The 16,998-nt window shown below is 53.5% G+C and carries 18 protein-coding genes and 1 tRNA gene; 14 read left to right on the forward strand and 5 right to left on the reverse strand.

The window, feature by feature from the left end; genetic code table 11:
* Positions 1 to 20: 20 nt before the first annotated feature.
* The 4 genes from ABO_RS03960 (at position 21) to nadA (ending at position 4,619) form a co-directional block, all read left to right on the forward strand.
* Positions 21 to 1,313: an NAD(P)/FAD-dependent oxidoreductase gene (locus ABO_RS03960; RefSeq protein WP_011588051.1), complete on the forward strand. Its 1,293-nt coding sequence runs from the start codon at positions 21 to 23 to the stop codon at positions 1,311 to 1,313.
* Positions 1,313 to 2,131, forward strand: a complete 819-nt coding sequence (locus tag ABO_RS03965; protein ID WP_035460813.1) for a DUF1365 domain-containing protein — start codon at positions 1,313 to 1,315, stop codon at positions 2,129 to 2,131. Before ABO_RS03960 ends, ABO_RS03965 begins: the two co-directional genes overlap by 1 nt.
* Before the next feature lie 4 nt (positions 2,132 to 2,135).
* Complete coding sequence (locus tag ABO_RS03970) at positions 2,136 to 3,404, forward strand: SAM-dependent methyltransferase (RefSeq protein WP_011588053.1); 1,269 nt, start codon at positions 2,136 to 2,138, stop codon at positions 3,402 to 3,404.
* 165 nt (positions 3,405 to 3,569) lie between these two features.
* Complete coding sequence (gene nadA, locus ABO_RS03975; protein ID WP_011588054.1) at positions 3,570 to 4,619, forward strand: quinolinate synthase NadA; 1,050 nt, start codon at positions 3,570 to 3,572, stop codon at positions 4,617 to 4,619.
* A 93-nt stretch (positions 4,620 to 4,712) separates the two neighbouring features.
* Here nadA and ABO_RS03980 read toward each other — a convergent pair whose 3' ends face one another.
* Entirely contained in the window at positions 4,713 to 6,146 is a 1,434-nt protein-coding gene (locus ABO_RS03980) for a M48 family metalloprotease (protein WP_011588055.1), read from the reverse strand.
* 125 nt (positions 6,147 to 6,271) lie between these two features.
* Between ABO_RS03980 and ABO_RS03985 the strand changes: the two genes are divergently transcribed.
* Complete coding sequence (locus ABO_RS03985; protein WP_231483484.1) at positions 6,272 to 6,535, forward strand: sulfurtransferase TusA family protein; 264 nt, start codon at positions 6,272 to 6,274, stop codon at positions 6,533 to 6,535.
* Positions 6,535 to 7,626 carry an AI-2E family transporter gene (locus tag ABO_RS03990; RefSeq protein WP_035460811.1) on the forward strand — a complete coding sequence of 364 codons (1,092 nt, stop codon included), beginning with the start codon at positions 6,535 to 6,537 and terminating at the stop codon, positions 7,624 to 7,626. Before ABO_RS03985 ends, ABO_RS03990 begins: the two co-directional genes overlap by 1 nt.
* Positions 7,627 to 7,672: 46 nt before the next feature.
* Here the strand turns inward: ABO_RS03990 and bcp are convergent, their stop codons facing one another.
* Both bcp and ABO_RS04000 read right to left on the reverse strand, forming a co-directional pair.
* Entirely contained in the window at positions 7,673 to 8,149 is a 477-nt protein-coding gene (gene bcp / locus ABO_RS03995) for a thioredoxin-dependent thiol peroxidase (protein ID WP_011588058.1), read from the reverse strand.
* Between the two features lie 53 nt (positions 8,150 to 8,202).
* The gene (locus ABO_RS04000) at positions 8,203 to 8,730 is read right to left on the reverse strand and encodes a glycine cleavage system protein R (RefSeq protein ID WP_035460809.1); all 528 of its coding nucleotides are present in this window, start codon (positions 8,728 to 8,730) and stop codon (positions 8,203 to 8,205) included.
* 313 nt (positions 8,731 to 9,043) lie between these two features.
* On the opposite strand from ABO_RS04000, the gene dapA reads away from it, so the two are divergent.
* The 5 genes from dapA (at position 9,044) to ABO_RS04025 (ending at position 12,377) form a co-directional block, all read left to right on the forward strand.
* Entirely contained in the window at positions 9,044 to 9,928 is an 885-nt protein-coding gene (dapA, locus tag ABO_RS04005) for a 4-hydroxy-tetrahydrodipicolinate synthase (protein WP_011588060.1), read from the forward strand.
* Positions 9,925 to 10,542, forward strand: a complete 618-nt coding sequence (gene bamC, locus ABO_RS04010; protein WP_011588061.1) for an outer membrane protein assembly factor BamC — start codon at positions 9,925 to 9,927, stop codon at positions 10,540 to 10,542. The genes dapA and bamC overlap by 4 nt, the downstream gene beginning before the upstream one ends.
* Positions 10,542 to 11,315: an MBL fold metallo-hydrolase gene (locus ABO_RS04015; RefSeq protein WP_011588062.1), complete on the forward strand. Its 774-nt coding sequence runs from the start codon at positions 10,542 to 10,544 to the stop codon at positions 11,313 to 11,315. The genes bamC and ABO_RS04015 overlap by 1 nt, the downstream gene beginning before the upstream one ends.
* Positions 11,316 to 11,341: 26 nt before the next feature.
* A complete protein-coding gene (gene purC / locus ABO_RS04020; RefSeq protein ID WP_011588063.1) occupies positions 11,342 to 12,058 on the forward strand; it encodes a phosphoribosylaminoimidazolesuccinocarboxamide synthase in 717 nt (238 codons plus the stop codon).
* Between the two features lie 85 nt (positions 12,059 to 12,143).
* Positions 12,144 to 12,377: a DUF6726 family protein gene (locus tag ABO_RS04025; protein WP_011588064.1), complete on the forward strand. Its 234-nt coding sequence runs from the start codon at positions 12,144 to 12,146 to the stop codon at positions 12,375 to 12,377.
* A 723-nt stretch (positions 12,378 to 13,100) separates the two neighbouring features.
* On the opposite strand, the gene ABO_RS04030 is transcribed toward ABO_RS04025, so the two are convergent.
* Complete coding sequence (locus ABO_RS04030) at positions 13,101 to 13,646, reverse strand: hypothetical protein (protein WP_011588065.1); 546 nt, start codon at positions 13,644 to 13,646, stop codon at positions 13,101 to 13,103.
* Between the two features lie 194 nt (positions 13,647 to 13,840).
* Here ABO_RS04030 and ABO_RS04035 point away from each other — a divergent pair, with 194 nt between their 5' ends.
* The 3 genes from ABO_RS04035 (at position 13,841) to ABO_RS04045 (ending at position 15,291) form a co-directional block, all read left to right on the forward strand.
* Positions 13,841 to 14,536, forward strand: coding sequence for a GntR family transcriptional regulator (locus ABO_RS04035; protein WP_011588066.1), 696 nt, complete (start codon positions 13,841 to 13,843; stop codon positions 14,534 to 14,536).
* 100 nt (positions 14,537 to 14,636) lie between these two features.
* Positions 14,637 to 14,713 (forward strand) — tRNA-Val (locus ABO_RS04040).
* A gap of 113 nt (positions 14,714 to 14,826) precedes the next feature.
* Positions 14,827 to 15,291 (forward strand): DUF6942 family protein, encoded by a 465-nt coding sequence (locus ABO_RS04045; RefSeq protein WP_035460807.1) that lies wholly within the window; start codon positions 14,827 to 14,829, stop codon positions 15,289 to 15,291.
* Between the two features lie 138 nt (positions 15,292 to 15,429).
* Here the strand turns inward: ABO_RS04045 and mltF are convergent, their stop codons facing one another.
* Positions 15,430 to 16,833, reverse strand: a complete 1,404-nt coding sequence (gene mltF / locus ABO_RS04050; protein WP_011588068.1) for a membrane-bound lytic murein transglycosylase MltF — start codon at positions 16,831 to 16,833, stop codon at positions 15,430 to 15,432.
* Positions 16,834 to 16,998: the final 165 nt, after the last annotated feature.

Here is a 16,998-nt window from a genome sequence, read left to right on the forward strand (position 1 = left end):
AATAGTAGGAAGGGAAAGACATGAGTCAGCGTATTGCTATTGTTGGAGCCGGTATTAGTGGGCTTAGCACCGCTTGGTATCTGTCAAAAGCGGGTCATCAGGTCGATGTATTTGAAGCCAATGATTATCTGGGTGGGCATACCTGTACGATTCCGGTATCTCGACCCCATGGTGATTACGCTATTGATGTAGGGTTTATTGTATTCAACGATCGAACCTACCCGAATTACCTTCGTTTGTTGGAGGAGCTTGGCTTGCAGGGCCAACCCACTCCTATGGGGTTTGCGGTCAGTGATGAGAAGAACGGGCTGGAATACTGCGGCGATGGGCTGGGGGGCATGTTTGCCCAGAAACGCAATTTGCTGAACTTTTCACACTGGCGTTTCATTCGCGACATCTTGCGCTTCAATAAGCAGGCACCGGCTTTGCTTAATAGCGCCAAGGGAGATCTTCCTTTGGGGCAGTATCTGCGTGAGCAGGGTTACGGTGAACGCTTTGCCCGGGATTATATTCTCGCCATGGGTGGGGCTATCTGGTCTTGTTCGCTGGAGCAGATGGAAGTTTTTCCTGCTCGGTTTTTTATCCGGTTTTTCCAGAATCATGGTTTATTGTCGTTGAATGATCGGCCTCAGTGGTTCGTGGTGCCTGGTGGTTCCAATCAATACGTGAAACCTCTGGTGGACGGTTGCAACGCTACCTTTCATACCCGCACCCCGGTGCAGTCGATACGACGGGGCTCAGCGGGAGTGGGCGTAGAGGCTGGTGTCGGTGTCACCGTCACCGTAGGCGGGACAGAGCGGCATTACGATCAGGTTGTGCTGGCGTGCCACAGCGACCAGGCGCTGGCATTACTCAGTGACCCAGACGAACGGGAAGAAGCGAACCTGTCGCAATTGGGTTACCAGGACAATGAAGTGGTCCTGCATACGGATACAGCATTGCTACCGCGTCGGGAACGGGTATGGTCAAGCTGGAATGCCATGTTGTATGCGCAGGATCAGGAACGGGTTCAAGTGACCTATAACATGAATATTCTGCAGGGTATTGCTGCCCCGGAAACCTTCTGTGTCACGCTGAACGCCAGTGACCGAATTGATACTAAAAAGGTACTCGCCCGTTACCATTTTGCGCATCCGTTATTCACACCGCAGACGGTGGCGGCCCGGGAACAATTACTGAAAGACAACGGCAAAAATGCCACCTGGTTTGCCGGTGCCTGGTGTCGCAATGGTTTCCATGAAGATGGTGTGGTGTCTGCGTTGAACGTGGTGGCAGGGATCACTGGCAAGGCGCAGGAAGGGGGCGTTGCGTGATGGAGGCTTCGGTCAATGACCCGTTGACGCCCTATGCTATTGCGCGCGGGCGCGTCTGGCATCAACGGTTGCAACCGTTTACCTACAGCTTTGATTACCCGCTGTGGATGGTTTGGTGCGATCTGGAAAAAATTGATGCCATGCTCGGGCGGCACTGGGCCTGGGGCAGGAGGTGGCGACCGGTCACTTTTCGTGATCAGGATTACCTGGATACTCGTGCCGTGCCGTTAGCGGAAAAAGTTCGCGAAAAAGCGCTCAGCCTGGGGCTGAACTGGAGCCATGGCAGAACGGTTATGCTGGCGCAGTGGCGTACCTTCGGAACCCTGTTTAATCCATTGGTGTTGTACCTGCATTTCCCGCAAGGAAAAAGCCAGCCCGACAGCATGATCGCCGAGGTGCAAAATACCCCATGGCGAGAGCGCCATTTTTACCCTCTCACGTTTTCCCGAAATGAAAACGGGGTGCTGCTGGTGAACCACCCCAAGGCTTTTCATGTGTCCCCTTTCTTGCCCATGCTGCTGCAATACCATTGGCATCTTCACGTTGCCTTACCCGATCTGCGAATAGGGTTAGAGGACCGGGATAAACAGGTCTGCGTGTTCAAGGCCGGAATGAAGTTGCAATTAGTTGCGCCGGATTCCGCCGCCATGGGCAAGGGCATTTTCCGGTTTGGTGCCCAAGGGTTGGCCACGCTGAAAAATATTTATTGGCAGGCCTTCAAACTGTGGCGTAAAGGCGCGGTCTTTCACGGTCACCCCGCTGGCGAGAACGCTCAACGTGATGATGGTGATTCAGGCGATGATGGAAACAGGGAGTAAGGTAATGCTGTCTGGCGATAGAGCCTCTAACAATAAAAGTATCCAGGCCGGCACATTGAGTTGGTCGCAATCAGTGGCTCGTACTCTGGTGTTGAATAAGCTGGCGAAAGTGCCACACGGCGGCCTGCGTATTGATGAGCCGGATGGAAACACCGTGTTACTCGGCGATTCACACAATAGCCAGGCAATCGGCCATATCGTACTCACCGATTGGTGCACCTACAGCATGATGATGAGCGGTGGGGCGATGGGGGCGGCAGAGGCGTTTATGGAACAAAGCTGGTCGAGCCCGGACCTGGTTAAGGTAATACGGTATTTCGCCGCAAATGTGGACGCCATGCAAGCGCTGGAAGGCGGCTTTGCCGCGCTGTCCAAACCCGCGTTGAGAATGCTGCACCGCTATAATCGCAATTCGCTGCAAGGATCGCGCAGAAATATTTCCGCGCATTACGATCTGGGCAATGATTTTTTCAGCCTGTTTCTTGATCGCACCATGATGTATTCCAGTGCGGTTTTTTCGCGCCCGGAGGCGTCCCTGGAGGAGGCCTCGGTGCACAAGCTGGATTTGATTTGCCAACGGCTGCAATTACAGCCCGGCATGACGGTGCTTGAAATTGGCACGGGCTGGGGCGGTTTAGCGCTGCATGCAGCGCAGCATTACGGGGTCACCGTTACCACCACAACGATATCCCGCGAGCAGGCCCGTTATGCCCGTGATCTGGTTGCCGATGCCGGGCTAAGTGATCGCATCACCATTCTGGAAAAGGATTATCGCGAACTCACCGGACAGTATGACAGGGTGGTGTCCGTGGAAATGATCGAAGCGGTGGGGGCGGAATTTTTGCCTGGCTATTTTGATGTGTTGGGCAAGCGTTTGAAGCCGGAAGGGTTGCTGCTGATTCAGGCAATCACGGTGCCGGACCAGCGTTACCACTATGCATTGAAGCAGGTGGACTTCATTAAGCGTTATATCTTTCCCGGCGGTTTCCTGCCCAGTGTGTCGGTGATGTGCGACAACCTCACGCGCCATACCCGCTTGGTGACCACGGAACTGCACGACATCGGTCATGATTACGCGCTGACCTTAAATCACTGGCGCCAGCGTTTTCATGATGCGCTGCCCCGCATTCGCGAGCTGGGTTTTGATGAGCGGTTCGTGCGTATGTGGGAATATTACCTGTGCTATTGCGAGGGCGCGTTCCTGGAGCGGGCCATCAGCACGGTGCATCTGGTTGCCGCCGGACCCGCTTACCGGCCTTCCTTCCAAGCTTGAAGGGAAGCTTGAAAACCGCCCTCGTCGGACGCATTTAATCCTTTGCAGGGCTAACAACAGGCCGCTATTCAGCGGTTTTTGGCTGTTGTGGTATTATGCCCGCCTTATTCTTTTATCAATTTTCCAAGTTGTTGATTTCAGGGGGAAACCCCGGGCGGTAAGGCAATGACGGCAGAGGCACAAGCACGGGTCCAGGCGCATTTAGCTGAGGTGGAGCCCGAGGACACGCTCAGCGAAGAGCAACGCGCATCCTATCGTGATCGGATCAAGGCGTTGTTGCGTCAACGCGATGCGGTGTTGGTAGCGCATTACTACACAGACCCGGAAATTCAGTCGTTGGCGGAAGAAACCGGTGGCTGTGTGTCTGATTCTTTGGAAATGGCCCGCTTTGGCAAAGACCATCCTGCGTCCACGTTGATTGTGGCCGGGGTGAAGTTTATGGGTGAGACCGCCAAAATTCTTAGCCCGGAAAAACGCGTCTTCATGCCGACACTCGAAGCGACCTGTTCATTGGATATCGGTTGTCCGGAAGAAGAGTTTTCCGCATTTTGCGACCAGCACCCGGACCGCACTGTGGTGGTTTATGCCAATACTTCCGCTGCGGTGAAAGCCCGTGCCGATTGGGTGGTCACCTCGTCCATCGCCGTGGAGTTGATTGAGCATCTAGATAGCAACGGTGAAAAAATTCTGTGGGCGCCGGACAAGCACCTTGGCGGCTATGTTCGTGATAAAGCTGGCGCCGATGTATTGTGTTGGGACGGTGCCTGCATTGTTCACGAAGAGTTTAAAGCTAAAGGGTTGCATGATTTGCAAGCCGCCTACCCGGATGCCGCTATTCTGGTGCACCCGGAATCCCCGGCCTCGGTGGTGGAAATGGCGGATGTGGTCGGCTCAACCTCACAGCTGATCAAGGCCGCTTGCGAGATGGACAATGAGGTGTTCATCGTTGCCACCGACAAGGGCATTTTCTACAAGATGCAGCAGTTAGCGCCGGGCAAAACCTTCTTGGAAGCGCCGACGGCGGGCTCCGGTGCGACCTGTCGCAGTTGTGCTCACTGTCCGTGGATGGCAATGAATGGCCTGCAGAACATGCTCGCGGTGCTGGAAGATGCCAACGGCATGGGGCAGGAAATTTTCGTGGACTCGTCGCTGGCAGAAAAAGCCATGGTGCCGTTGAACCGCATGTTGGATTTCGGCCGCAAGTTGAAAGCGTGACCGGCCGCTATTATTTTGTGTGACGCCTGATACAACCTGTGCAAACAACGCAGGTTGTATTCTTGCGATTTAGACAGTACCCCGCCACCGCGCTCAGAACTCTTCTTCAGATAATCGCTTCATTTCTCGCAGGCGCCCGTTCAATTTGCTGTGCAAAGCAAAGTCATTCTCTGCGTCGCGCAGGGCATAGCGCATTTGTTGCTGGGCTTTAGAATCGTTGCCGCGTAGAAACTGGCTTTCGGCACGGGCATGCAGGGCGCGCACGGTGTCGCCACTGTTGCCGTAGGCATCAGCCAGCAGGTCCCAGATGTGAGGATCATTGATGTGGTCTTTGAGTAGCGGTTTGAGTAATGGCAGGGCCTTTTCTGGTTGCTTGCTGCGCAGGTAGGCTTTGCTTTGCAGTATGGACGCGGCGTAATTGTCCGGTGAAATGTTCAGTACCCACCCGGTTTCTTTAATCGCTAGCGGGTAGCTACCTTCATCCAGCGCCACTTCAGCTAACCCTAGGCGGAACCAGAGTTGATCGGGGTATTGATCGGCTAGCCCCTGCATCAATCCGCGAGCCTGATCATAGTGATTGGCACGCAGATAGCTCAGGGCTAGGCCGTATCGTGCGGCCTGTAACCCTAACGCACTGCGTTCATTGCTGTAGCGTTTGAAATATTCAATGGCTTGCTCATCAGAGGTAATGAAGCCTGCCTTGAGGCGGGCCTGTGCCAGCAGAAAACTGGTGGAAACGGATAGACGTGCCGGTGGAAGGGCGCGGGCGCGGGCGCGGCTGTCAGCAATTCGGCTTTCGGTGACCGGGTGAGTGAGCAGAAACTCCGGCGGATTTCCGGAGAAACGTTGGCTATCGTGCATACGTTCGAAAAAGCGCGGCATGGCGCTTGGGTCCATGCCAGAGGCGGCGAGGGTCTGCATGCCCACCCGGTCAGCTTCGCGTTCATTTTGACGAGAATAGGCCAGTTGAGCCTGAATGGCCCCGGCCTGGGTGGCTGCGATACCGGCCATCCCAGCTTCACCGTCGCCGGCAATGGCAACGGCCAGGCTGGCCAGCATGGCGGCCAGCACCGCAGTGTTCATTTTTTTTGAATCTAAGTATCGGCGGGCAAAGTGCCGCTGGCTTACGTGGGCAATTTCGTGAGCAACCACTCCGGCGACTTCGTCTTCGCTCTCCGCATTTAGAAACAGGCCGGCGTTGAGCCCGATTACCCCACCGGGCACTGCAAAAGCGTTAATCTGGCGACTGTTTATTACCACGATATCCAGGTTGGGTTCTTTCAGGTCGCTGTAGGAGGCTAGCCGGTAGACTAGGCTCTCCACGTATTCCTGCAACATGGGGTCGGACATGATGGAAGTCTGCCCGCGCAGACTGCGTAGCCAAGCACGACCCAAGCGGTATTCCTGGCCGGAAGACATGAGCGCTGCGGTAGGGTCGCCTAGCACCGGAAGATTGTTATCGGCACTGGACGGGTTGGCTAGCCAGCAGCAGCTGAATAGCAAAAATGTACGCAAAAACAACGTCAAGTCGTGGCTCCGTTCAGAGAGTCGTAACGGGTAGGGTAACCTTGAGTATCGCTACACAAGGCGTTATTCAAAGGCTCTCTTATGACTATAATGCCGGCAGGGCGACAATGAATGAAGTGATAAGAATGACTAAGCACCAGATGTCTGAACACAAGGTTGATCTCCATGTGGATGCGTCCACGTTACAGTGCCCGTTGCCGCTGTTGAAAACCCGGCAGGCGTTGCGGCAGCTCCGTGCCGGGCAATTGCTGGAAGTGATTGCCACGGACACGGGGTCAGCCAATGATATTCCCGCCTATCTGAGACAGTCCTGCCATGCGCTAGTTCGCATGGGGGAATCGAAAGGCTGTTACTATTTCGTGATCCGTTGCGGCACACAGGAGCCTTGATGCTACGCATACTGAAAAATTGGGCCGATAGTTATTTTTCTGACGAAGAGGCGGTGTATTTAGTTGTCCTGCTGTTGGCCGTTGGGCTGGTGATTGCTTTTTTTGGTGGCATGCTAGCGCCGGTGTTTACGGCCATGGTGGTGGCCTATCTAATGCAGGGGCTGGTGGGGGCGCTGGAGCGCCGGGGCGTTAGGCGTATGCTCGCGGTCAATTTGGTATTTGTGCTGTTTGTTGGCCTGTTGACCGCCACCTTGGTGGTGCTGTTGCCTATGGTGTGGCGACAGCTAGTGTTGTTAGTTCAGGATCAGCTGCCCCATATGCTCAAAAATGGGGAAATCTGGCTGCGGGGCCTGCCGGCTCACTATCCAGAAGTGATTTCCATGGATCAGGTGAATTCCATTGTCGCGGTAATTCAGCGGGAGGTGGCTGAGGCGGGCCAGGGAGTGCTGACGTTGTCGCTGGCATCGATTCCCAACCTGGTAGAAATAATGGTGTTTCTTGTGCTGGTCCCTTTGTTGGTGTTTTTCTTTTTGAAAGACAGGGAAACCCTGGTCAACTGGATGCTGGGCTTTTTGCCTCGTAAGCGGCGGATTCTTTCTCACGTATGGCACGAAATGGACGGTCAGATCGCCAATTATGTGAGAGGTAAGGCGATTGAAATTCTGCTGGTCGGCGGTTCAACGTTTATCGCTTTCATACTACTGGATATGAATTATGCGGTGTTGCTGGCGGTGCTGGTCGGGCTGTCGGTGGTGGTGCCATACATCGGCGCCACAGTGGTCACCTTGCCGGTGGCGGCAGTGGCTTACGTGCAGTTCGGTTGGGGTGGTGACTTTGCGCTGGTGATGATCGTATATGGCATCATCCAGTTTATTGATGGCAATATTCTGGTACCGCTGTTGTTTTCCGAGGCGGTGAATTTGCATCCTGTGGCGATTATTACCGCCATTCTGTTATTCGGCGGGCTATGGGGGTTGTGGGGGGTGTTCTTTGCCATCCCGTTGGCGACGTTGATTAAAGCTGTGATCAATGCCTGGCCTCGGCAGGCAGACTATTCTCCCGGGAAGCTAGCATCCCAGCCAGAGGCATGAGGCAAAGAAAAAGGGGCGAAAGCCCCTTTTTACTGGTGAGGTGGCGTTAAAGCCCTAGCGCGTCCAGTTCAGCTAGCAGGTCTTCGTGATGGGTTTTGGTTTTGAATTTGTCCATTACCTTTAGCAGTTTGCCATTCTTGCCGATGATAAAGGTGGTGCGGATAAGCCCCATGAATTCCTTGCCCATGAATTTCTTCATGCCCCAACAGCCGTATTTCTCGGCGATGGCGTGATCTTCGTCGGATAATAGGGTGAAGTTCAGGGAATGCTTGTCGATAAACTTGGGCAAGCGTGCTACTGCATCCGGGCTGATGCCAAATACCACGACTCCCCGTTTTTCAAGCTCTGCCTGGGTGTCACGAATGCCGCAGGCCTGGGTGGTGCAGCCCGGGGTCAAGGCTTTGGGGTAAAAGAAAATCACCACCGGGTTTTGATTCCTGAACGCTTTCAATTCAACCTGATTTCCATCTTGATCCGGTAGTTTGAAGTTGGGTGCCAGATTGCCAATTTTGGGGTGTGCCATATTGAATTCCGTTCTCTTTGGTAGTCTTGATGAGTTTGCTGCGTTGCGCCCAGCTAGCGTTTTGGCGTCATGGTGGCATCCAGGTTGCGGGCTTCACAAAAATCCAGAAAAGCGTCGCGTAGCTGGGCCACGGAGTGTTCCGCGTTCATGCTCAAAGTTAGATGCAGGCTGAACATGCGGGTGCCAGTGTGTGGGGCGGCGTAGGTGCCCGTGTGTAGGTCATCGATGTTAATGTTGCGCCCGGAGAAGAAGTGGGCGATTTCATGGACAATGCCCGGATTGTCCATGGCCACTACTTCCACTTCGTAGGGCAGGGCGGCGGAGCTAGCCTCCGGGGCGCGGGTGCGTTTAAGGGTTATCCGCAAGTTTAGTTGATCGGCCAACTGTTGCTGCCCGGCTTCTAAGCTGTCCAAAGTGGCGGCGTTGCCGGCAACCAGCATCAGTACAGCAAATTCCCCCCCGAGTACGGTCATCCGTGAATCCATGATATTGCCATCGTATTCCAACACGGCCTTGGACAGGGCCTGCACAATGCCTGGCCGGTCCGTGCCTAAGGCAGAAATCACAATCAACTGATCCATTGTTGTTCTCCGTTTTGCTAGTGCCGTCAATATTCAGGTCCACGTACCGGTGGCGGGCACGAAATTTGCCTTCTTATGAGGTGTATTTGGCCAATCAGTTTACCCAGTTCATCTCAGACTGAACACTTGCCGAGAAGACGGGTCTGAAGCTGTACGTTGCATTCCAGGTAGTAAACCGCAGACGCGCTCCTTGTCCGCTTTGGGGGCGGGGTTTACCATAGCGCCCTTCACCCGACGATAGGGCTCGCTAGTTGGGAGGCATCGTTGAGCGCATTGAGTGGCGCAACGGGTTTGCGCACAATAGGAGACAGGCATGATTCGCGGCAGCATAGTGGCGCTGGTGACCCCCATGCGTGCAGATGGGTCCGTAGACTGGGAGCGATTGCGCTCGCTGGTTAATTGGCATGTAGAACAAGGCACCCATGCCATCGTAGCTGTGGGGACGACCGGTGAATCCGCTACCCTTGGGTTTGAAGAGCACGATAGCGTGATCCGTGAAGTGGTGGCGCTGGCTAAGGGCCGCCTTCCGGTTATTGCCGGTACTGGTGCCAACAACACAGAAGAAGCCATTCGCCTGACTCGAGATGCCAAACGAGATGGCGCAGACGCTTGCCTGTTGGTGACGCCTTATTACAACAAGCCGCCCCAGGAAGGTCTGTATCAACACTTCTTGGCGATAGCTCGTGCGGTAGATATTCCGCAAATACTGTATAACGTGCCCGGTCGAACATCTTGCGATTTACTGCCGGAAACCGTGGAGCGCTTGAGTAAAGTGCCGAACATCGTGGGCATAAAGGAAGCCACCGGTAATTTGGAGCGGGCTCGCGAAATCCGTGAGCGCTGTTCTGATGATTTCATGCTTTATTCTGGCGATGACGCCACCGCCATGGACTTTATTTTGGCTGGCGGACATGGCGATATTTCGGTGACCGCTAACGTGGCCCCGGCGAAGATGGCCGCCATGTGTGAGGCGGCTCTGGCTGGTGATGCGGATACCGCTCGGGCACTGAATGCGGAACTCGAACCCCTGCATCGTGATCTGTTTATTGAAGCGAATCCGATCCCGGTGAAATGGGCACTGTTTGAAATGGGCCTAATTGACGCGGGTATCAGGCTACCGTTGGTGCCGATGTCAGAAGCGGCTCAGCCGCGGTTACGTGAAACCATGCGCCAATGCGGCCTGTTGGAGGTTAAATGAAGAAAGCGGCGTTGCTGGCACCACTCATGCTCGCTTTGATGGTGGCTGGTTGTAGCTGGTTGCCAGACAGCAGTTTGGAATACCGTAAAGCGGCCGTGACCGACCCGATTAAAGTGCCCGACGGTGGCGTGTTTATTGGTGAGCAGCCCCTGTATGCGGTGCCTCGCGAGGATGAGCGGCTAACCGCTCCTGGTGAAGATGAAAAGCGTTTTGAGGCACCGCGCCCGCCGCAACTGGTGGTGTTGGGGAGTGCCTCTGGCAACGAAAACGTTGAGTCTGCTCCGCGTGGTGAATCCGCTAAAGCATTGCTAGGTCGGGATGGCAATGGTTACCCGATTATCATGATGTCCACTCGCTACGCCTGGGCATGGGAATATGTGAGTGATGCCCTAAAACAGACGGATTTAAAGGTCAGTGATCGTGATCGAGAAGTGGGTATCTTTTACCTTAAGGTTCCCGATCGGTATGAGTTGGGTGCCCGCGAAGCACAGTTGAAATTAAGCCATACGACCAACGGTATTCAGGTGGCTGTGTTGAATGAGAAGGGCTCCGCACTGGTGGATAAAATCCCGGGGCAGGCCATTCTTGAGCGAATCTACGACGAGCTCGATTAATGCAGCTGGCCTCATTGGGCAGTGGCAGCAAAGGCAACGCCACGCTGGTGCACGCTGACGACACTTTGGTGTTGGTTGATTGTGGTTTTACCATTAAGGAAACTGAGGTGCGATTGGGGCAGCTGGGGCTGGTCGCCGATCAGCTCAGTGCGATTTTGGTCACCCATGAGCACGGAGATCATATTCGTAGCGCCGGGGCGTTGGCCCGTAAAGTGGGGTGCCCGGTATATAGCTCATTTGGCACCGCCAGCGCTGTGCACGACAAACGCGCCAGCCTGAAAGAGGCTAACTGGCAAGAAATTCGCCCCGGTCGGACGTTTACACTGGGAGCGATGGAAGTTCTGCCGGTGCTGGTGCCCCATGATGCTCGTGAACCTTGCCAGTATCGCTTTTCTTGGCAGCAGCGCACGGTGGGAGTGCTTACCGACTTGGGTGCGATTACCCCCCATGTGGTTGATGCCTACAGGGACTGCGATGCCTTAGTATTAGAATGCAATCACGACTCGCAATTACTAGCCTCAGGACCGTACCCAGCATCGTTGAAACGACGTGTGGGTGGTATGTTAGGCCACCTGAGTAATGATCAGGCTGCGGCGCTGTTGCGTCAGGCCAATGTGGATCGCCTGCAGCATTTGGTGCTGTCGCACCTGAGCGAACAGAACAACACGTCCCTGCATGCACTGGATGCCGTGCAACGGGTGGTAACCCGCGGGCGTGAACGAATTAGCGTTGCTAGTCAGACGGAAGGGTTTGACTGGCTACAAGTACATTAATGCTGACCTGAGTAATAGGCCTTTCCATGGAAAAACGCGACGAGTTGTATGCCGGCAAAGCCAAGTCCGTGTACACCACCGATGACGAAGACATGCTGATTATGCTGTTTCGTGACGATACCTCCGCCTTTGATGGTAAGAAAAAAGAGGCATTGGCTCGCAAGGGGGCAGTGAATAATCAGTTCAACGCAGCCATTATGGAAAAGCTGAAAGCGGCGGGCATCCCCTGCCATTTTGAGAAAACCCTATCGGCCACTGAATCCCTGGTGAAGAAGCTAGATATGATTCCGGTGGAATGCGTGGTGCGTAATATTGCTGCGGGCTCCATATGCCGCCGCTTGGGTGTGGAAGAGGGCCTGGAGTTGACGCCGCCAACGTTTGAGTTCTTCTTAAAGGACGATGACTTGGGGGACCCCATGGTCAATGATTTCCATATTCGTAGCTTTGGTTGGGCCAGCGACGATCAGGTGGCACAGATGAAAACCCTCACCTTTGCGGTGAACGACGTGCTCAAACAGCTGTTTCTGGACGGGGGCATGCTGCTGGTGGATTACAAGCTGGAGTTTGGCATGTTTAAAGGTGAGGTATTACTGGGGGATGAATTTAGCCCGGATGGCTGCCGCTTGTGGGACAAGGATAGCCGCGAAAAATTGGATAAAGACCGTTTCCGTCAGGGGTTGGGCGGAGTGGTTGAAGCCTATGAAGAAGTGGGTAAGCGTCTGGGAATGACCTTCGAATATTAAAATCGTTAACCATTACCCATCAAGCTGCAGCCAGTGATTTGATGGGTAATACTGCCAATTAAAAATAAGTAGAAAAGGTGGGAGTATGAAATCTGTGATGCGTTTAGCCGCTATTGCTCTGTTGGCTGCGGTTCTTAGTGGTTGCTTTCTGACCAAGTTGGCCACCACGCCCATGCGTTTAGTGGGAGCGGCAGGCTCTGTGGTTGGGGCCGTATTGTCAATTATTCCAGTGGCGGGCAATGCTGCCGATGAAGCCCTTGAAAAAGTCGATGGTGCCATTGATAACACGGCGGATAGCATCGATAAGATACCGTTATAAACTCGATTGGCTTAGTCTTTCCTGCGGCCAGTGCAGTCAGGACTGGCTGATACGTTGACGCTTGTAATAGGTTGGCTGTCTAAGAGAAATATCCCCTCGTTCTAACGGACGGTTGAAACCTTTTGCGGGCCTAGATTTTCAGGCAGGATCGCGATCTTGGCGCGGTTTTGGGGTTGCCTCCTTTAAGGAGGTCGAGAGATGCTCATCCAATGAAAAGCATAATAACGAGTGCGGTCCATCCGGAAGATCTGAAGAGTGTGGCCTGTGAAGGCTTCACCTGCTGCCCGTTGCGATAAAACACAACATTTGTACCTTTCTGGCTGACGCTGAGCATGTAAGGCGTTTTTCAGAGGTTACTTAGATTCTTTTGTCTGTCTGTTCAAATTACCCTGAACGATAAGTCTCTCGATCAATATTAAGTTGAAATTTGTGTCGTCTCCTCTTGCTATTTCCTTAATGCCCTGTTCATGGGCAACAGTTTTGCACAGCATGTCTGCATTTTTTCATCTGCTGTGCGAAGGCTGATCGCTAAGCTGTTGATTTGTTATGTTTATTTGTAAGTATATGATTTTAAATGGTTTAATTTTATGGCCATTTTTTCATCACTTTAATGTAATGGTAGGCGTGGCAGGTGGTGGGGAAGGTTCCTGACAGTCTATTCACAGAGTTATCCACAGAAGTTGTGGGTAACTTTTTCAGCCATAAAACAGTGTCGGTCGAAGCTCACCGCCTGAACATAGGAAATGGTCTCCAGGGTTGCTTGAGTATTTGCCGACCGCTGAGTTTCAACAATAGCGGGTGGAAGCCTGCGTTGGGGAAGCTGCGTTTGATCAGCCGAATTCTGGCCATGGGAACACCGAAACGCAGTAGTCCAAGGCTAACATCGATCCAGTCGGCCCGACGGAAGGCCTCAGTAAGATCCAAATGGTTGTGGCTGAAACGGCTAACTTTGTGATGATTCATGATCATGTTGTGTACATCATGACTCCAATCTTCCAGCTGCTCCTCCTGCAGATAGTGATCTGCTTGGCGGGACGAAGACGGCAAGTAATCGAAGGTGCCAGCTAACCAGATCCCCGCATCATGGAAAAAAGCAGCAATCTGTAATTTATCCAGCTCTTCTACGTTCAAGGGCCGTTGCGCTATGACTAGATTCACCAGTCGGTATACATGGTTACGGTACGTTGTTTGCTGTTTGCCGAAACGTTCAGCGTAACGGTCGAACAGTTGTTCCACTCTGGGTAACTGGGTGATGAGGCTCTGGTTCATGACGCTCCGCCTGTTTTTTTGATGTGGTCATCATTCTTGCTGTAGAAGACTCTGTGTTACTGGGAGTCAGTATGGCACCAATGTAGTGATTGTTGGTGGGTGAGGGTCAGTAAAGCCTGCACTTGGTGGCGGTTTTTTTGTGTACTATAGTCAGACAAAATGGACTGAATTGTTCAACAGGTACCGGGGGTTCGATGGGTTTCAAAGCAAAAGAAAGCCTCTCTGAGCAAATTGCCCAGCATCTTGCGCAGCAGATTATTCATGGCGATATGCTGGCGGGAGATCGCATTCAGGAACTCCGTGTGGCCGGTGAGCTTGATGTCAGCCGAGGTTCGGTCCGTGAGGCTTTATTGATCCTGCAGCGTCGCCAGCTTATCGACATTCTTCCTCGCCGTGGTGCCGTGGTGAAAGAGATGTCAGAGACCCATGTGCGTAATCTGTATGAAGTCATGCAGGTGCTGCTGGGTTTAGTGATTCGAAAGGCTATTAAAGTGGTTCGAGAAGAAGATATGGATTCTTTCATCGAACTGGTCCACGGGTTACAGGTGGAGGCTGAAGAGCGGGATTATGATGCTTTTTTTACTCTTAGTTTTCGTTTCCTGGAGCATCTTTATCCATTCGCGCGTAATGTTTTTGTGGAAGATGTGTTGATTAACATGCAGCCAGCTATGCAGCGGGCTTACTTCATGGCGTTGCATTTGGAGCCTGATGAAATAAAGGAGTGTTTGTCGTTCTTTAAGGCGTTGGTGGAAACTATTTTTCGCCGTGATGTACGCTCGGCGCTGGAAATTATTCGGGAATTTGCAGAGCATCAGTCGGAGCTGGTGGAAGAGTCCATCACCCGTGCTCGGCAGATTGAAACCGCCTGGGGTTCGCGACGTCGTAAGTAATTACTCCTCATTGTGTTGTGGATATTTGGCTGATGGCCGGTAATCTGCAACGGGGGTCTTGCCCTGACGGATCAAGCTGCATAGAATTGCCACCCTCTTTAGGCACGTAGCTCAGTTGGTTAGAGCACCACCTTGACATGGTGGGGGTCGGTGGTTCGAATCCACTCGTGCCTACCAGATTCAGACGAAGGGCTTGTCGCAGTAATTACTGCGACAAGCCCTTTTTCGTTTTCGCTTCTCCAGTGTCGCAATCGGTAGAATATGCGTTCCTCAAGCACGAGTATGGTTGCATGCATAACGCCGATTATTTGGGTGCTACCAGCCCGACCCTGATTTTGTATTTGCCGCATCGACCCAATGAAATGACCCTTGATGTTGCAGCATTGCTGGCGGCTAATTCCAATCATTGGCGTAAGATCGTGACCCTTCTGGCCAAGGTAGCCTGCCCGGTAGAGAGTGATTGGCGGCATTTTCGAGATGAGGTCTTGTTTCGGGAAACCGCGTTATGTTTCATGCCGGAACTGGTGCAGGCACCGTGTTGGCATTGGATCGGGGGCAAGGAGAATCTGTCACGGTTCACCAGCTTGCAACACAATGCCCAGCATTTGCAGGCAGTACCGGGGGTCGCCATAGACCCGCAAAAGCGGTTGCTGTTAACGCCTTATCCTGATTATCGCCAACTCAGTAACGCACTCGTGGAACGTGTGCGTGGCTCTCTTGAAGAGCTGCGTTTCTACCACCGAAATGATGTATGAGGCGGCTTTGCTCTTTTTGCCTGAGCGGTGCGTGCAATTTGGATTTGGGTTTGGGGATGGCCTTGGTCGTACGCCGGCAGTAAGCACCGGGTGGGTTCGCGTGTTCAACGTGTGATTGCTAGGCAGATGGTGCTTGGATTAATTCAGAGCGATGAGTGTGTCATCACGACGACGGGAGTTTTCTGCCCATACTAAGAGATCGTAATAGCGCCGAATGTGACGGACATAGGCCACTGCTTGGCCGCCTGGCGCTGTTCCGTAGCGGAGTTGATCCGCGTAGGCGGGCTTGGCCAGTAGAGGCAGGCGTTGTTTAACGTCCTGCCAGTTGTCCGGGTTGCCGCCCTGGCGCTGGGTGAGTACGCGGGCATCTTCCAAATGCCCGTACCCCACATTGTAGGCAGCCAGTGCCATCCAGGTACGGCTGGGCTCAGGAATACGATCGGGAATCCGCGCATGGGTGCGGCGCAGGTAGCCGGCGCCGGCACGGATACTTTGTGATGGGTCAGTTCGATCGCTGATGCCCATCTGGCGAGCAGTATTGTTCGTGAGCATCATCAAGCCTTTCACGCCGGTGGGCGAGATGGCTTGCGGGTCCCACAGGGATTCTTGGTAGGCGAGGGCGGCCAGTAAGCGCCAGTCAAAGCCGCTGTCTTCTTCAGCTTGCTTGAATAGATCTTCGTATAGAGGCAGTCGATCATCCAAGTGACGCATAAAGCTGCGCGCTGCGTAAAGGTTGAACTGTTCTACATGGCCGTAAAAACGGTCTTCCAGTTTGGCGGTGGTGCCGTCTGCCTTGGCCTGGGTCAGGTAACGCTGTGCTTCCTGGTATAGGCTTTTATCGTCTTTGGGGTTAAATGCCCACGACAGAGGCATGTCTCTGGCGACGGTGTAATCGGCGACCAGGTCGGGCCAGAGGGCTCTCTGCAGGGTATAGCTGTTGGAATTGATCAGGGTGTAATCCACTTGACCGTCTTCCACCAAGGCCAGTAATTGTTCCGGAGTGGCATTTTCCACTTCTTGGAATTCTAACTCTGGGCTCTCAAGCTGTGCCTTGAGAAGCAGCTCTGCGTGGCTGGAACCTGCGCTTACGGCAATGGTTTGCTGGTTAAGTTGGCTTAGGTCAGTAATTCGGTGGCTGGTAAGGCGGCGGACTAGCAGAACATCGACATTCTGATAGGCGGTGCTGAAACGCAGACTCTTGCTACGTTCTGGAGTGGCGATCAGGCCGGCTGCGACAATATCAGCGGTACCTTTGCGGATGGCATATCGAATGTAGGACAGGTCGTCGGATTCGAGGATACGCAACTCCACGCCCTGGCTGTCAGCGAACCCTTTGGCGAGTTCATACTCCATACCGGTGAAGCCGTGCTGGTCTTCGTAATAGGTGGTGTTGGATGGACGCGTCAGGACCACCAGCTCGCCACGGGCCATGATGCGCTCTATGGCAGAGGGGCTGGGATGCATCGCTAACATTAGCCCCAATACGCTGAGCAGCGCCAGCGAGGCGAGCAAATGCTTGCTATGTCGAAAGAGTTCTGTCACTTGGTGATCTACCTCTACCAGGTTGTCCAGACAGATGGCTGCTGCTTATTGTCAATCAGCGGAAGACTAGATGCTGTCGTTATGATCTCATATTTGTGATCCATATCACAAAATTGAGGCGCGACTCTATCATCGGCAACTGACTGTTCTGTATGCCTTTGTCGA

It is taken from the genome of Alcanivorax borkumensis SK2, from assembly GCF_000009365.1.
Lineage (GTDB): Bacteria > Pseudomonadota > Gammaproteobacteria > Pseudomonadales > Alcanivoracaceae > Alcanivorax > Alcanivorax borkumensis.

Coding starts and splice junctions, on each gene's coding strand:
- ABO_RS03960 (WP_011588051.1), top strand. CDS start 21: ATGAGTCAGCGTATTGCTATTGTTGGAGCCGGTATTAGTGGGCTTAGC.
- ABO_RS03965 (WP_035460813.1), top strand. CDS start 1,313: ATGGAGGCTTCGGTCAATGACCCGTTGACGCCCTATGCTATTGCGCGC.
- ABO_RS03970 (WP_011588053.1), top strand. CDS start 2,136: ATGCTGTCTGGCGATAGAGCCTCTAACAATAAAAGTATCCAGGCCGGC.
- nadA (WP_011588054.1), top strand. CDS start 3,570: ATGACGGCAGAGGCACAAGCACGGGTCCAGGCGCATTTAGCTGAGGTG.
- ABO_RS03985 (WP_231483484.1), top strand. CDS start 6,272: ATGACTAAGCACCAGATGTCTGAACACAAGGTTGATCTCCATGTGGAT.
- ABO_RS03990 (WP_035460811.1), top strand. CDS start 6,535: ATGCTACGCATACTGAAAAATTGGGCCGATAGTTATTTTTCTGACGAA.
- bcp (WP_011588058.1), bottom strand. CDS start 8,149: ATGGCACACCCCAAAATTGGCAATCTGGCACCCAACTTCAAACTACCG.
- ABO_RS04000 (WP_035460809.1), bottom strand. CDS start 8,730: ATGGATCAGTTGATTGTGATTTCTGCCTTAGGCACGGACCGGCCAGGC.
- dapA (WP_011588060.1), top strand. CDS start 9,044: ATGATTCGCGGCAGCATAGTGGCGCTGGTGACCCCCATGCGTGCAGAT.
- bamC (WP_011588061.1), top strand. CDS start 9,925: ATGAAGAAAGCGGCGTTGCTGGCACCACTCATGCTCGCTTTGATGGTG.
- ABO_RS04015 (WP_011588062.1), top strand. CDS start 10,542: ATGCAGCTGGCCTCATTGGGCAGTGGCAGCAAAGGCAACGCCACGCTG.
- purC (WP_011588063.1), top strand. CDS start 11,342: ATGGAAAAACGCGACGAGTTGTATGCCGGCAAAGCCAAGTCCGTGTAC.
- ABO_RS04025 (WP_011588064.1), top strand. CDS start 12,144: ATGAAATCTGTGATGCGTTTAGCCGCTATTGCTCTGTTGGCTGCGGTT.
- ABO_RS04030 (WP_011588065.1), bottom strand. CDS start 13,646: ATGAACCAGAGCCTCATCACCCAGTTACCCAGAGTGGAACAACTGTTC.
- ABO_RS04035 (WP_011588066.1), top strand. CDS start 13,841: ATGGGTTTCAAAGCAAAAGAAAGCCTCTCTGAGCAAATTGCCCAGCAT.
- ABO_RS04045 (WP_035460807.1), top strand. CDS start 14,827: ATGCATAACGCCGATTATTTGGGTGCTACCAGCCCGACCCTGATTTTG.